12 protein-coding genes are annotated in these 14392 nt (G+C 64.5%); 9 read left to right on the forward strand and 3 right to left on the reverse strand.

Going from position 1 to position 14392, the window contains the following annotated elements; all coding sequences use genetic code 11:
- The first annotated feature begins 48 nt into the window (after nucleotides 1-48).
- Nucleotides 49-1023, forward strand: coding sequence for a tripartite tricarboxylate transporter substrate-binding protein (locus QN413_RS13470; protein WP_323497119.1), 975 nt, complete (start codon nucleotides 49-51; stop codon nucleotides 1021-1023).
- Nucleotides 1024-1053: 30 nt separating this feature from the next.
- On the opposite strand, the gene QN413_RS13475 is transcribed toward QN413_RS13470, so the two are convergent.
- Nucleotides 1054-3147, reverse strand: coding sequence for a PQQ-dependent dehydrogenase, methanol/ethanol family (locus tag QN413_RS13475; RefSeq protein ID WP_323497120.1), 2094 nt, complete (start codon nucleotides 3145-3147; stop codon nucleotides 1054-1056).
- Between the two features lie 108 nt (nucleotides 3148-3255).
- On the opposite strand from QN413_RS13475, the gene QN413_RS13480 reads away from it, so the two are divergent.
- The 4 genes from QN413_RS13480 (at nucleotide 3256) to QN413_RS13495 (ending at nucleotide 7756) form a co-directional block, all read left to right on the forward strand.
- A complete protein-coding gene (locus QN413_RS13480; protein WP_323497121.1) occupies nucleotides 3256-4572 on the forward strand; it encodes a helix-turn-helix domain-containing protein in 1317 nt (438 codons plus the stop codon).
- Nucleotides 4573-4645: 73 nt separating this feature from the next.
- Nucleotides 4646-5665 carry a thiamine pyrophosphate-dependent dehydrogenase E1 component subunit alpha gene (locus QN413_RS13485; RefSeq protein ID WP_416352183.1) on the forward strand — a complete coding sequence of 340 codons (1020 nt, stop codon included), beginning with the start codon at nucleotides 4646-4648 and terminating at the stop codon, nucleotides 5663-5665.
- Nucleotides 5656-6627, forward strand: coding sequence for an alpha-ketoacid dehydrogenase subunit beta (locus QN413_RS13490; RefSeq protein ID WP_323497122.1), 972 nt, complete (start codon nucleotides 5656-5658; stop codon nucleotides 6625-6627). Before QN413_RS13485 ends, QN413_RS13490 begins: the two co-directional genes overlap by 10 nt.
- Before the next feature lie 106 nt (nucleotides 6628-6733).
- Nucleotides 6734-7756 (forward strand): tripartite tricarboxylate transporter substrate binding protein, encoded by a 1023-nt coding sequence (locus QN413_RS13495; protein ID WP_323497123.1) that lies wholly within the window; start codon nucleotides 6734-6736, stop codon nucleotides 7754-7756.
- 25 nt (nucleotides 7757-7781) lie between these two features.
- Here the strand turns inward: QN413_RS13495 and QN413_RS13500 are convergent, their stop codons facing one another.
- Both QN413_RS13500 and QN413_RS13505 read right to left on the reverse strand, forming a co-directional pair.
- Nucleotides 7782-8120, reverse strand: coding sequence for a DUF1840 domain-containing protein (locus QN413_RS13500; RefSeq protein ID WP_323497124.1), 339 nt, complete (start codon nucleotides 8118-8120; stop codon nucleotides 7782-7784).
- Nucleotides 8117-9385, reverse strand: a complete 1269-nt coding sequence (locus QN413_RS13505) for a class I SAM-dependent methyltransferase (protein WP_323497125.1) — start codon at nucleotides 9383-9385, stop codon at nucleotides 8117-8119. The genes QN413_RS13500 and QN413_RS13505 overlap by 4 nt, the downstream gene beginning before the upstream one ends.
- Before the next feature lie 96 nt (nucleotides 9386-9481).
- On the opposite strand from QN413_RS13505, the gene QN413_RS13510 reads away from it, so the two are divergent.
- From QN413_RS13510 to QN413_RS13525, 4 genes are read left to right on the forward strand one after another with little or no spacing between them, the layout of a single operon-like run.
- The gene (locus tag QN413_RS13510; RefSeq protein WP_323497126.1) at nucleotides 9482-11848 is read left to right on the forward strand and encodes a bifunctional salicylyl-CoA 5-hydroxylase/oxidoreductase; all 2367 of its coding nucleotides are present in this window, start codon (nucleotides 9482-9484) and stop codon (nucleotides 11846-11848) included.
- Between the two features lie 4 nt (nucleotides 11849-11852).
- Nucleotides 11853-12332 carry a MarR family transcriptional regulator gene (locus QN413_RS13515; RefSeq protein ID WP_323497127.1) on the forward strand — a complete coding sequence of 160 codons (480 nt, stop codon included), beginning with the start codon at nucleotides 11853-11855 and terminating at the stop codon, nucleotides 12330-12332.
- On the forward strand, nucleotides 12329-13183 hold the full coding sequence (locus tag QN413_RS13520; RefSeq protein ID WP_323497128.1) for an enoyl-CoA hydratase family protein: 855 nt from the start codon (nucleotides 12329-12331) through the stop codon (nucleotides 13181-13183). The genes QN413_RS13515 and QN413_RS13520 overlap by 4 nt, the downstream gene beginning before the upstream one ends.
- A 6-nt stretch (nucleotides 13184-13189) precedes the next feature.
- Nucleotides 13190-14389 carry an acyl-CoA dehydrogenase family protein gene (locus QN413_RS13525; protein WP_323497129.1) on the forward strand — a complete coding sequence of 400 codons (1200 nt, stop codon included), beginning with the start codon at nucleotides 13190-13192 and terminating at the stop codon, nucleotides 14387-14389.
- Nucleotides 14390-14392: the final 3 nt, after the last annotated feature.

Consider the following 14392-nt stretch of genomic DNA (forward strand, 5'->3'; position numbering starts at 1 on the left):
GGGTCTGGTCAGCCGATACCATCGGCATTTTTCATCCGGGAGACACCCATGAAGACCTTGTTTGCGATCGCCGCAATGGCACTGACCGTCGTTGCGACACATGCCCAGACCTACCCGAACGCAAGGACGGTGACCATCGTCGTTCCGTTTGCCGCCGGAGGGCCGACCGATCGCGTGGCGCGTGACCTGGCTGAAGCCCTTGCCAAGCCGCTCGGCACCAACATCGTGGTCGACAACGTGGCGGGCGCGGGCAGTTCCATCGGCACCGCCAAGGTGGCGCGGGCCACCCCTGACGGCTACACGCTGCTGCTCAACCACATCGGCATGTCGACGATGCCTGCGCTCTACCGCAAGCTGCCGTTCAACGTCGAGACCGACTTCGAGTACCTCGGCATGATCAACGAGGTGCCGATGACGCTCATAGGCAAGCCCCAGCTGCCGGCCAACAACTTTCAGGAATTGCAAACCTGGATCGGCCAGAACAAGGGAAAGATCAACCTCGGCAACGCCGGACTGGGTGCCGCATCGCAACTCTGTGGCCTCTTGTTCCAGAGTGCGATGAAGGTCGAGATGACGCCTGTGCCCTACAAAGGCACCGCGCCTGCCATCGCGGACCTGATGGGCGGCCAGATCGACCTGCTATGCGACCAGACCACCAACACCACCGGCCAGATCACGGCAAAGACCGTCAAGGCCTATGCCGTGACCACGTCCAAGCGCCTGACGACCCCGGCGCTCAAAGGCCTGCCGACGCTCGCCGAGTCGGGCCTCAAGGATTTCGAGGTAACCATCTGGCACGGGCTCTATGCGCCCAAGGGCACCCCGCCGGAAGTGACCAAAAAGATCAACGAGGCACTGAAAGCCGCGCTCAAGGACCCCGCTTTCATCAAGCGCGAAGAAGACCTCGGCGCCGTTGTGATGGCCGACAAGCGCGTCGAGCCGGCAGACCACAAGAAGTTCGTGGCTGCCGAGATCGCCAAGTGGGGCCCGATCATCAAGGCCGCCGGCGCTTACGCCGACTAGCGTGTTGCGCGCGCCCTCAGGGTGCGCCAACTACTTCGGCCGGATGGCATCGGCCGTGCCTTGAATGAACGCCTTGATTTTCTCGACGTCTTCCATCGTCAGCTTGCCGGTGAAGTCGGGCATGCCGCGTTCCATGGCAGCGCCATGGAAGACGAACTTGTCGAGGTTTTCGATGTAGCTCGAGTTCATATAGCCGAGGTTGGGAATGTTGCCGCCGCGGTCCACGCCCGGCACACCGTGGCAGAACACGCAGTTGCTCACGTACAGGTAGGTGCCGGCCGTGACGTTGGCCGGGTCGTACTTGACGCCCTGCACCAGCTTGTCCATTCGGTACTGGACGAAGTCGGGCTTGGCCGCGTTGCCGCCCGCCGCGAAGGTGTAGACGGTGCCCGGCCCGTTGGTCTCGGTCGCGCGCTGCGCCAGGCCGTAGACACCGCCCCATCCCACCGCGATCGATACGTACTGCTTGCCGTCGACCATGTAGGTCGACGGTGCGGCGACGATCCCGGTGCCGGTCGGTGTTTCCCAGAGCTTGTCGCCGGTCTTTGCGTTGTAGGCGACCATTCGCCCGTCGGCCGTGCCCTGAAAGACAAGGTTGCCTGCCGTCGTCAGCGTGCCGCCGTTCCATGGCGAGACGTGCTCCACGCCCCACACCTCCTTCTGCGCGACCGGGTCCCAGGCCACCAGACGCCCGCTCGGCTTGCTGGTCGGTGGCTCCACATTAGCGAACTTGGCGGTGTTCCAGCCCAGTGCCGCATGCGGACGGCCGGGGGCGTTTTCATTGAACTTCCAGTCCTTGTCGTCCATCAGGTTGAGCGGGACGTGTTGCGACGGCAGGTAGGCCAGGCCGGTCATCGGGTTGAACGACATCGGTTGCCAGTTGTGCGCACCGAAAGGGCCGGGAATCGCATCGTTGGGCTTGGTGCCGTCGCGCGCCGCGGCCACGCCGATCGGCCGGCCGTCCTTGCCGTAGCCGGTCGCCCAATTCACCTCGGTGAAATTCTTCGCTGAAATGAACTTGCCGTTGGTGCGGTCGAGCACGAAGAAGAAGCCGTTCTTGGGCGCGTGCAGGATCACCTTGCGCGGCTTGTTGTCGATCTTGATGTCGGCCAGGATCATCGGCTGCGTCGAGGTGTAGTCCCAGTTGTCGCCGGGCGTTTCCTGGTAGTGCCAGACGTACTTGCCGGTATCCGGATTGAGCGCGACGATCGACGCCAGGTACAGGTTGTCGCCGCCACCCGGGCTGCGCGCCTTGTGCGACCACGGCGAGCCGTTGCCGGTGCCGACGTACATGAGGTTGAGTTCGGGGTCGTAGGTGATCGAATCCCACGCGGTGCCACCGCCGCCGGCTTTCCAGTATTCGCCCGAAGGGTCCCAGGTCTTGGCCGCCTTGGCCATCGATGCGTCTTCGAACGGTTTCGACGGATCGCCCGGCACGATGAACCAGCGCCACTTCTGGTCGCCGGTGGCAGCGTCGTAAGCAGTGACGTAGCCGCGCACGCCGTACTCGGCGCCGCCGTTGCCGATGACGACCTTGCCCTTGAACACGCGCGGCGCGCCGGTGATGGTGTACGACTTGCTGTGGTCGACGATAGTGTCCTTCTCCCACACGGTCTTGCCCGTCGCCGCATCGAGCGCGATGAGGCGACCGTCGTAAGACGCAACGTAGACCTTGCCCTGCCACAGCGCGACGCCGCGATTCACCACATCGCAACAGCCCTTGAAACCTTTCGCCTTATCGACCTTGGGGTCGTAAGTCCACAACGCCTTGCCGGTGCGCACGTCGATCGCGTGCACCACGCTCCAAGACGCGGTGACGTACATGACGCCATCGACCACCAGCGGCGTGGCCTCGACACCGCGCGTCGATTGCAGGTCGTACGACCAGACCAGCCCCAGGTCCTTCACGTTGCTGGCGTTGACCTGGTCGAGCTTGCTGAAGCGCGTCTCGGCGTAGTCGAGGCCGTAGCTCGGCCAGTCGGGCGTCTTGGCGGCATTGGCGCGCATGAAGGCAGCGTCGACCTTCGACGGCGGTTTGGTCGGTGGTTTGTTCTGCGCTGTGGCGGCAGCGCCGGCCAGGCACAGCAGCGCGCCGAGCATGCGCACGGCATGGGGGATCTTCATCGTGATGTCTCCTGTCGTTGTGCCCTAGAGGATCGCGCGCACGGCGCCTTTGTTCATCTTCGGGAATTCCCTGAAGCACGACTGTTCCATTGCGGAACACATTCGGACATGTCCTTGACGACCACCCGCACCACGCGAGCGCCCTGGCAACTCTTCGCAAACACGGCCGCAGAGCGGACCGCATTGGCGCGCCGGCAGTTTTTCGAAGAAGGCGTGCGGCCCTCGGGCCTGGTCGGCGAGGCGGTGATCCAGTCGTGGATGCGCTGCAACCGCGCGCATGAAAACACGCGCCGCGCAGTGGTGTTCGATGCCGTCACGCCGAGCCGCCTGCACGCCACGCTCGGCCGCAACCGCGAGTTGCTGGCGGCCGCGCAGATCGACTTGCACAGCATGGAAAACGCCCTCGCCGGCACCGATTGCCGCGTGCTGTTAACCGACGCGCAAGGCGTGATCGTGCATGCGACACAACACGATGCGGCCGCGCAGCAACCCATCCTGCGACAGACCGCGCGCGTCGGCATCAACATCGCCGAGAGCGTGATCGGCACCAGCGCGCCGGGCATCGTGGCCGCCACCGGCCAGGCCTGCACGGTGAACGGTGCCGAGCACTACTACGACTGCCTCAGCACGATGCAATGCGCCGCCGCACCGATCCGCGATGTGCATGGCCATCTTGCCGGCGTGCTCGACGTCACCGCCGAATCGCGGCGCTTCGGCTTCGATGCGGCGTCGATGGTCGCGCTCTTCGCCACCACCATCGAGAACCGGCTGCTGCAGGCGCAGTCGCACGACCATCTGGTGCTGCGCTTTCAGGCCAGCCCCTCGCTCTTCGGCACGCCGCTCGAAGGGCTGGCCGGTATCGCGACGGATGGCACGGTGGCATGGATGAACACCGCCGGTGCGGGCCTGATTCAACCGCGGCATTGCGATGAGAGTGGCCCGGGCGATGTCGAGCGATTGTTCGGACTCGACCTGCGCGCGTTGCTTCGGCTCGGGCGCAGCAACGGGCCGCAACCGGTGCGGCTGACGAGCGGCTTGTCGGTCTGGCTGCAGGCGACATGGCAAGGGCGCGACGGCATCGACTTCAGGCATGCGACGCCTCTGCGGGCGGCACGGATCGCCGACGCCGGACGCGCGATCCAGGGCATTGAAGTTGCAGAGGCAGCCGCCTCGACAACAACGATGAAGACAACAACGACGCCGGCCGACACGCCAGTCATTCCTGCAGCCGCATCACCTTCAGAAGCAGACACGTTGCGCGGCCATAGCCGCAAGCTGATCGAAGACGCGCTCGCCGCGCACGGCGGCAACATCGCGCAGGCTGCACGCCAGTTGAAGGTATCGCGCGGCATGCTGTATCGGCGGCTGTATCGGTGGTCGCACACCGACTGCGTCGTCCCTGACACCAACACGTCAGCCGGGTAAGCCCGCTCACGACCACGCGTCACGGTCGATACGATCTGCCGGCTTGCGCAGGCGGTTCTGCGCTGGAGCCGATATGGATTTGCTGGTGTCAGAAGACAAACGACGTGCGCTCTACCGCACGATGGTGCGCATTCGCGCTTTCGAGAATGCGGCGGAGATCGCCAGCCAGGGGGGCGTGAGCGCTTATGGGCAAGAGGCGGCAGGCCTCGTCAAGGTGCGCGGCCCGCTGCACTTGTCGACCGGACAGGAGGCGGTACCTGCGGGTGTCTGCGCGCACTTGAACGTTACGGACTACCTCACCTCGACGCACCGCGGCCACGGCCACACGCTGGCCAAAGGAGCCGACCTGACGCGAATGATGTGCGAGCTGTTCGGCAAGGCGACCGGCTTCAACGGCGGCAAAGGCGGCTCGATGCACATCGCCGATTTCTCGGTCGGCATGCTTGGCGCCAACGGCGTGGTAGCGGCGGGTCTGCCCATCGCTGTCGGCGCGGCGCACGCGCAAAAGTTGCAGAAGCGCGACGCCATCACCGTCTGCTTTTTTGGCGATGGCGCAATCAACCGCGGGCCCTTTCTGGAGTCGCTCAACTGGGCGCGGGTCTACGGCTTGCCGGTACTGTTCGTCTGCGAAGACAACCGATGGAGCGCCACCACCGCGAGCGGTCCGATGACCGCGGGTGATGGCGCGTCAGCGCGTGCGCAATCGATGGACATCGCGGCCACGCAGGTCGACGGCAACGATGTGTTCGCGGTGCATGCGGCGGCCGCGAGGCTCGTCGCCGAAGTGCGAAGCGGCGGCGGGCCGCGCCTGCTGCACGCGCTCACCTACCGCGTCAAAGGCCACGTGTCGGTCGACCCTGCGGCCTATCGCGACCCTGCCGAACTGGCGGCGGCACTCGAGACCGACCCGATCTCCAATGCGCGCGCGCAATGCCTGAAGGCGGGCATCACCGCCTCTGCACTGGACGGCATCGATGCCGAGGCGCATGCCGAAGTCGAAGCCGCTCTCGCTGCCGCCGACGCTGCGCCGTGGCCCGAGCCTAGCGCCGCCTACACCGACATCCAGACCATCGGAGCCGGCCAATGGCATTGATCGAACTCAGCTACGCCGAAGCCGCCGCGCTTGCGGTGCAGCATGAAATGGAAGCCGACGCCAACGTCGTCGTGATCGGCGAAGACGTCGGCCGCGGCGGCATCTTCGGCCAGTACCGGGGACTGCAGCAGCGCTTCGGACCCGACCGCGTGATCGACACGCCGATCAGCGAGGCCGCCATCATGGGCGCCGGCGTCGGCATGGCGCTCGCGGGCTTGCGGCCGGTGGTCGAAATGCGCGTGGTCGACTTCGCGCTGTGCGGCATGGACGAACTGGTCAACCAGGCCGCCAAGAACCGCTTCATGTTCGGCGGCCAAGGGCGCGTGCCGCTCGTGGCGCGCATGCCGGGCGGCATCTGGGACGCCTCCGCCGCGCAGCATTCGCAGTCGCTCGAAGCCTGGTTCACGCACCTGCCCGGCGTGGTCGTGGTGAGCCCGTCGACACCGCAAGACAACTACAGCCTGCTGCGCGCCGCGCTGCAATGCGGCGACCCGGTGGTCTACATCGAGCACAAGGCGCTGTGGGGCGCACGTGGCCCGGTCGACGCTGCTCTGCAGGTGCCCCTCGGCCAGGCCGCGCGGCGGCGCAGCGGCGACACGCTGACGATGGTCAGCTGGGGCAAGCAGCTGCTGGCTTGTGCCGCCGCGTGCGACGCGCTGTCCGATCAAGGCGTGACGGTCGATCTGCTCGACCTGCGCACGCTGTGGCCGTGGGATCGCGACACCGTGCTCGCATCGTGTGCCCGAACGAAGCGCTTGCTGGTCGTGCACGAGGCGGTGCAAGCGGCCGGCTTCGGTGCCGAGATCGCAGCGTCAGCGGCAGAGGCCACCGGTTGCACGATCGCACGGCTCGGTGCGCCACGCATTCCCGTTGGCTATGCGGCGGTGCTCGAAGCGCAGTCGCGCGTAAGCGCCGATGCGATCGTGGCCGCGGCACGCGCGCTGGCAGAACGCGGCGCCTGAGGGGCTGAACGCATCGAAAAACGCTTCGGGGCCGCATCGCGCGAGCCCGTGAAGCAAAGCCATCTCCACGGTAGCCTGTAGCGGCTTCGCCTGTAAAAATGAGCACATGACTTCATTCACCAAGATCCCCCGTCGCACCGCGCTGGCCGTGTCTGCGCTCGCATTGGCAGCCGCTGCACTGTCCACCCACTCGGCCTTCGCCCAAAGCACCTGGCCGGCCAAACCGGTTCGCATCGTCGTGCCGTTCTCCGCCGGCGGCACGACCGACATCCTGGCCCGCGCGGTCGCGCCAGAACTCTCCAAAGCATTCGGCCAGCAATTCATCGTCGACAACCGCCCCGGCGCCGGCGGCAATCTCGGCGCCGAAATCGTCGCGCGCGCACCGAACGACGGCTACACGCTGTTGATGGGCACGGTCGGAACGCACGGCATCAACCGGGCGCTCTACCCCAAGCTGCCGTTCGACCCAATCAAGGATTTCGCGCCGATCACGCTGGTCGCCGCGGTCCCGAACGTGATGGAAATGAATGCCGAAAAAGCCAAGGCCCTGAATATCAACAGCGTGGCCGACTTCATCAAATACGCCAAGGCCAATCCGGGCAAGCTCAACATGGCATCGAGCGGCAGCGGCACTTCGATCCACTTGGCCGGCGAGCTTTTCAAGAGCATGACCGGCACCTACATGATCCACATCCCTTACCGGGGTTCGGGTCCGGCGTTGATGGACATGGTGGGCGGCAGTGCCGATGTGATGTTCGACAACCTGCCCTCGTCGATGCAACAGATCAAGGGCGGCAAGCTGAAGGCGCTGGCCGTGACCAGCGCGACGCGCTCGTCCGCATTGCCCGACGTGCCGACTGTGGAAGAGGTCGGTGGCCCGCAGCTCAAGGGCTTCGAGGCCAGCTCGTGGTTCGGCCTGCTGGCCCCGGCGGGCACGTCGCCCGACATCGTCAATCGCATTCAGCAGGAAGTGGCCAAGTTGCTGGCCACGCCTGCCATGAAAGAGAAGATGCAGTTGCAAGGCGCGATCCCGAGCGGCGACACGCCAGCGGCGTTTACCACGCTGATCGCCAACGAGCACGTGAAGTGGGCCAAGGTAGTGAAGACCAGCGGCGCCAAGGTCGACTGATCAGCGGCTGATCAGCCCGGACGAATCAGACCTCCCAGGTCACGTCCTTGTTGTCAGCCAGCGAGTCCTTCAGCATGTGAAGCAACGGCGAGGCGCGTTGGCTCAAGCCGACGTGCTGTGCTTCAGCATCGGCGGCATGGCCTTCGACCGCAAAGTTGTCGTTGTTGTGCGCATTGCCGCTCTCAGTCGTCATGGCCGCCTGAAGCGCGGCAATAGCCGCCGGAATTTGCTCGACGGTCACGACGCCCTTGGGCGACGGCGTTTTGCCGATGACCTCGAACAGCTGGCGCGCGTGCACTTCGAGCATCACGAAATCGGGCGAGGCCCGGGACTTGAACCGATAAAGCATGGTCGTCTCACTCACTTGTAGATGTAATCACGGGCGAAAGGGTACACCGATTGCGCACCGCGCAAACGTCCCGTCGCCGCGTCACCGTCCGGCTTGGTCGCCAGCATCTGGTGAAGCGAAATCCATCCTTGCTCGAAACTCATGGCCGAGCCGGCCAGATAGAGGCGGTAGGCGCGCAGGATGCGCTCTGCGTTGCCGGCCCGATTGCTGGTGTGCTCAAGCACTTCGCGGGCCTCGATGAGCTTGGACTCCAGCGAGTCCGACCATGCCCAGAGCGTGCGCGCGTAGTGCGGCCGCAGGTTTTCGGTGTCGACCATTTCCAGCCCCGACGCTGCCATGTCGCGCAGCACGTGGGTGACATGCAGCAACTCGCCACCCGGGAAAATATACTTCTCGATGAAGTCGCCCATACCGGCGCCCAGTTGCTGGTAGTCGAGGCCGCCGGAAGTGATCCCATGGTTCATGACCAGGCCGCCCGGCTTCAGCAACGCATAGATCTTCTCGAAGTAGGTCGGCATGTTGGCCGCGCCGACATGCTCGAACATGCCGATCGACGAGATCTTGTCGAAGGGCTGCGTCTCGTCGAGCGTGCGGTAGTCGCGCAGCTCGACGCGCACACGACTCTGCAGGCCCTTTTCCTCGATGAGCTGCTGCACGTGCGCGTGCTGGTTTTTCGATAACGTGATGCCGGTGGCGTCGACGCCGTAGTGCTCGGCAGCCCACAGCAACAAGCCACCCCAGCCCGAGCCGACGTCCAGCAAGCGCTCACCCGGCTGCAGCATCAGCTTCTTGCAGATGTGGTCGAGCTTGGCTTCTTGCGCCTGCGCCAGTGTCATGTCGGCGGTGCGGTAGTAAGCGCACGAATACACACGGCGCGGGTCGAGCCAGAGTGCGTAGAAGTCGTCGGAGACGTCGTAGTGAAATTCGATCTGCTTCGCGTCTTTGTGCAGCGAGTGCGAGCCACGCGACTTGGCGTGCCGCTGCAGGCGGCTCCACCAGCTGGTGTCGGATTTTTCGATCGGGTTGCTTGGCACCAACGCGACCGCAGCGTCGAACAGGTCTCGCATGGCGCCTTCGATCTGCACTTTACCTTCGACATAAGCCTCTCCGATGGAGCCTATCTGTCGGCCAGCGAGCTTGGCCAGGGCCGACCATTCGGAGAAAGCCAAGGTGACGCGAGAGCCTGGTGCGGAGACCCTCCGGCCATCGGGCAACTGCAAGGCGATCGGGACAGAGAGTGCCGCAAGCTGCGACTCGATTTTGGGAATCAGGCTTTGCATGGTCTAAATATCCTAGTGAATTTCAGCGTCTTCTGCTTGTGGCGCGAGCCTCAATGTTCATTGACATAGGAATGTTTATGCCTAAACTATTCATCCATGAACAGCCTAAAAAGCATCCTTTGTATCGGCGGTGGCCCCGCCGGGCTCTACTTTGCACTGCTCATGAAAGCACGCCAGCCGTCGCTGCAAATCACGGTGCTGGAGCGCAATCGGCCATTCGATACCTTTGGCTGGGGCGTGGTGCTCAGCGACCAGACGCTCGCCAATCTCGACGCCGCCGACCATGCCAGCGCAACACTGATCGGCAACTCGTTCCACCACTGGGACGATATCCAGGTCTTCTTCAAAGGCGAAGCGGTTCGCTCTGGCGGCCATGGCTTTTGCGGCATCGGCCGCAAGCACCTGCTCAACATCCTGCAAGAGCGGTGCCTGGCTTTGGGCGTCGACCTCGTTTTCGAAACCGATGCAGCCGACGATCAGGCAGCGGCGGCGAAGTACGACGCCGACCTGGTGATCGCCTGCGACGGACTCAACAGCCGGATTCGTCAACGCTACGCCGAGACCTTCGCGCCCGACGTCGATCTGCGCAAATGCCGCTTCGTTTGGCTCGGAACGCACCAGACCTTCGACGCCTTCACCTTTGCTTTCGAGCAGACCGAGCACGGCTGGTTTCAAGCCCACGCGTACCAGTTCGACGACGACACCTCGACCTTCATCGTCGAGACGCCCGAAGAGGTCTGGAAGGCACACGGACTCGACGCAATGGAGCAACCGGAGGCGATCGCTTTCTGCGAGAAGCTCTTCGCCAAGTACCTCGGTGGCCACGCGCTCATCAGCAATGCGCAGCACCTGCGTGGCTCCGCTAACTGGATTCGCTTTCCGCGCGTGGTGTGCAAGCACTGGGTGCACCGCATCGAAGTGGCCGGCAAGACGGTGCCGGTCGTGCTGATGGGCGACGCGGCGCACACCGCGCACTTTTCCATCGGCTCGGGCACCAAGCTCGCGCTCGAAGACGCCATCGATCTGGCGAACGAATTTTCGGTCGGCGAGAACATCGACGAGGTCCTGGCCGCCTACGAAGCGCACCGCAGCGTCGAGGTGCTGAAGATCCAGAACGCGGCGCGCAACTCGACGGAATGGTTCGAGAACGTTGGCCGCTACACCGGCATGAAGGTCGAGCAGTTCGCGTATTCGCTGCTGACACGCTCGCAGCGCATCAGCCACGAAAACCTGCGCCTGCGCGATGCCGCCTGGCTCGGTGGTTACGAGCAATGGCTGGCCGGTGGCAAGAAGGCGATACCGCCGATGCTGATGCCGCTCACTGTGCGCGGCCTTACGCTGAAGAACCGCATCGTCGTCTCGCCGATGGCGATGTACAGCGCGGTCGATGGCGTGCCGATGGACTTTCATCTGGTGCACCTGGGCGCACGTGCACTTGGCGGCGCGGCGATGGTCTTCGTCGAGATGACGAGCCCGAGCCATGAAGGCCGCATCACGCCGGCTTGTACCGGTCTGTACAACGACGCGCAATCGGCTGCGTTCAAGCGCATCGTCGACTTTGTGCACGGCCAGAGCAGCGCAAAGATCGGCATGCAGCTGGGTCACAGCGGCCCGAAGGGCTCGACGCGTGTGGGCTGGGAAGGCACCGACGAGCCGCTCGAAGCCGGCAACTGGCCGCTGCTGGCTGCCAGTGCACTGGCCTATGGCGAACAGAATCAATTGCCGGCAGCGATGACGCGTGCCGATATGGACCTGATGCGCGAGCAGTTCGTGGCGTCGACGCGGCGTACAGCCGAGGCTGGCTTCGACTGGCTCGAGCTGCATTGCGCACACGGCTATTTGCTCTCCGCCTTCCTGAGCCCGCTGACCAATCTGCGCGATGACGAGTACGGTGGTGCGACGGAAAACCGCCTTCGCTATCCGCTCGAGGTCTTTGCCGCGATGCGCGCCGCATGGCCGGCAGAGCGACCGATGAGCGTGCGCATCTCGGCTCACGACTGGGTGCCCGGCGGCAACACCGACGACGATGCCATCGCGCTGGCACGAGCCTTCAAGGCGGCGGGCTGCGATGTCATCGACGTGTCGTCGGGCCAGACCACGCGCGCCGCGGCTCCCATCTATGGCCGCATGTACCAGACACCGTTTTCCGACCGCATCCGCAACGAGGTCGGCATCGCCACCATCGCAGTGGGTGCGATCACCGATGCCGATCAAGCCAACAGCATCATCGCCGCAGGCCGTGCTGACTTGTGCGCGGTGGCGCGGCCGCATCTAGCCGATCCGGCGTGGACGCTGCACGAAGCGGCCAAGTTGCAGAGCCGCGCGGTCGAATGGCCGAAGCAATACCTGAGCGGGCGCGACCAGATGTACCGCGAGATCGCCAAGCAGAAAGACATGCTGGCCGCCGCCGGTGCCGTTGCAGCCAGCGCGGCGGCCGCAAAATCGTTGCCGCCCGAGGAATAAAAAGATGGACCTCGAAGCCCGCGCCCACAGCGAACACCCCGACGAGTTGCGGCTCTGGCTGCGCATGCTGACCTGCACGCAGTTGATCGAAAAGCAGGTGCGCAACGGGCTTCGCGAACGCTTTGCCACGACGCTGCCGCGCTTCGACCTGATGTCGCAGCTCGAGCGCGCACCCGATGGCATGAAGATGAACGAGTTGTCGCGCCGCATGATGGTGACCGGCGGCAACGTGACCGGCATCACCGACCAGCTGGTCACCGAAGGCCTGGTCGAACGCGTCGACGTGGCGGGCGATCGCCGTGCCTGGCGCGTACGCCTCACGGCGCGCGGTCGCAAGGCGTTCATCGATATGGCCGAGCAGCATGAGCACTGGATCGTCGAGGCTTTCGGCGGACTGAGCAGCAAAGAGATCACGCAACTTCACCGCCTGCTCGGCAAGGTGAAGCAACATTCCAACAACCCGTTGGCGGAGGCCGAAAAATGAAACATTACATCGGTGAGCGCAGCCCCATGCGCGCGCAATTCGAGGCAAAGGCTGGATACGTGGCCAGGCATTTCGCGTGGTCGTACGAAGCCGGCGTCGGCACCATCACGCTGAACCGCCCCGAGCGCAAGAACCCGCTCACGTTCGACTCGTACGCCGAACTTCGCGACCTGTTCCGCGCGTTGAACTACGCGACAGACGTGAAGGCGATCGTCGTCACAGGTGCGGGTGGCAACTTCTGCTCTGGTGGAGATGTACACGAAATCATTGGTCCGCTCACCGCGATGACGATGCCGGAGATGCTCGAGTTCACGCGCATGACGGGTGACCTGGTCAAGGCGATCCGGCAATGTCCGCAGCCGATCATTGGCGCCATCGACGGCATCTGCGCCGGCGCGGGCGCGATGATCGCGCTGGCCTGCGACCTGCGCTACGGCTCGCCCGCAACGCGCACCGCGTTCCTGTTCACTCGCGTGGGTCTGGCCGGTGCCGACATGGGCGCTTGCGCACTGTTGCCGCGCATGATCGGCCAGGGTCGTGCATCGGAGCTGCTCTTCACTGGGCGCGCAATGACGGCGCAAGAGGGCTTTGCCTGGGGATTTTTCAACGCGCTGCATGACGGCGATGCACTGCTTGCGGCCGCAACAGCAGTTGCCCGCGATCTGGCTGAAGGCCCGACCTTCGCGCACGGCATGACGAAGACGATGCTCGCGCAGGAGTGGTCGATGACCATCGATCAGGCGATCGAATCCGAAGCGCAGGCGCAAGCGATCTGCATGCAGACCGAAGACTTCAAGCGTGCGTACGAGGCGTTCTCCGCCAAGCGCAAGCCCCTGTTTCAAGGGGATTGAGCGATCATGTCCGCCTTCGCCTCGCCTCCAGCACCACCTTCGACCGCACACCTTGCGTTGCCTTTTTTTGGCGATGAGCACCGTGCACTAGCGAACGACCTTTTGCCATGGGCTGCGGCACAGCGTGTGGACGAGCGAGATGACCGCGCAGCCTGCCGTGAGTGGGTGCGCAAGCTGGGCGATGGCGGCTGGCTGCGTTACTGCGTGCCCGCGACCTCCGGCGGTGCATTGGAGCGACTGGATTCGCGTGCGCTCGTGTTGCTGCGCGAGACACTGGCTTTCCATTCGCCGCTTGCCGACTTCGCGTTTGCGATGCAGGGCCTGGGCAGCGGTGCCATCACATTGGCTGGCACGCAAGCACATCACGCCGAGTACCTGACCGCGGTCGCTAGCGGTCGCAAGATCGCCGCGTTCGCGCTGAGCGAGCCCGAAGCTGGCTCGGACGTCGGAGCAATGGCCATGCGAGCAACCGCCACTGTCGATGGCTGGCGACTCGACGGCGAAAAGACCTGGATCAGCAACGGCGGCATCGCCGACTTCTACTGCGTTTTCGCAAAGACAGAACCGACCGCCGGCACGCGGGGCATCACGGCGTTCATCGTCGACGCGACGCTCGCGGGCCTCGACTCTTCCGAGCACATCGAAGTGATGGCGCCGCATCCGCTGGCCACACTTCGCTTCGAAGATTGCCGCGTGCCTCGCGCGGCACAGCTGGGCGACTTGAACGGCGGCTTCAAGCTGGCCATGCGTACGCTCGATATCTTTCGCGCGTCCGTTGCAGCGGCCGCACTTGGCATGGGGCGGCGCGCCCTTGCCGAAGCGGTGCACCATGCCCAGCATCGAAAAATGTTTGGCCAGACGTTGGCAGACTTTCAACTAACGCAAGCCAAGCTCGGCGAGATGGCAGCGCTGATCGACAGCGCCGCCCTGCTCACTTACCGCGCTGCGTGGATGCGCGACGACGCCGAGCAACGCGGCGCAACGGCTGTCGGCGACGTTTCTGCAGCCGCCGCCATGGCCAAGATGTGCGCTACCGAAAACGCGAGCCGCGTGATCGACATGGCGTTGCAGATGCACGGCGGCCTCGGCGTGAAAGTGGGCACGAAAGTTGAGAGCCTGTACCGCGACATCCGGTCGTTGCGCATCTACGAGGGCGCGACCGAGGTACAGCAATTGATCATCGGCAAGTCTGTCCTCAAGGGATGAGCG

Source organism: Variovorax sp. LG9.2 (assembly GCF_035018885.1).
GTDB lineage: Bacteria > Pseudomonadota > Gammaproteobacteria > Burkholderiales > Burkholderiaceae_C > Variovorax.

Coding starts and splice junctions, on each gene's coding strand:
- QN413_RS13515 (WP_323497127.1), top strand. CDS start 11,853: ATGGACCTCGAAGCCCGCGCCCACAGCGAACACCCCGACGAGTTGCGG.
- QN413_RS13520 (WP_323497128.1), top strand. CDS start 12,329: ATGAAACATTACATCGGTGAGCGCAGCCCCATGCGCGCGCAATTCGAG.
- QN413_RS13495 (WP_323497123.1), top strand. CDS start 6,734: ATGACTTCATTCACCAAGATCCCCCGTCGCACCGCGCTGGCCGTGTCT.
- QN413_RS13485 (WP_416352183.1), top strand. CDS start 4,646: ATGGATTTGCTGGTGTCAGAAGACAAACGACGTGCGCTCTACCGCACG.
- QN413_RS13480 (WP_323497121.1), top strand. CDS start 3,256: ATGTCCTTGACGACCACCCGCACCACGCGAGCGCCCTGGCAACTCTTC.
- QN413_RS13525 (WP_323497129.1), top strand. CDS start 13,190: ATGTCCGCCTTCGCCTCGCCTCCAGCACCACCTTCGACCGCACACCTT.
- QN413_RS13475 (WP_323497120.1), bottom strand. CDS start 3,147: ATGAAGATCCCCCATGCCGTGCGCATGCTCGGCGCGCTGCTGTGCCTG.
- QN413_RS13490 (WP_323497122.1), top strand. CDS start 5,656: ATGGCATTGATCGAACTCAGCTACGCCGAAGCCGCCGCGCTTGCGGTG.
- QN413_RS13505 (WP_323497125.1), bottom strand. CDS start 9,385: ATGCAAAGCCTGATTCCCAAAATCGAGTCGCAGCTTGCGGCACTCTCT.
- QN413_RS13470 (WP_323497119.1), top strand. CDS start 49: ATGAAGACCTTGTTTGCGATCGCCGCAATGGCACTGACCGTCGTTGCG.
- QN413_RS13510 (WP_323497126.1), top strand. CDS start 9,482: ATGAACAGCCTAAAAAGCATCCTTTGTATCGGCGGTGGCCCCGCCGGG.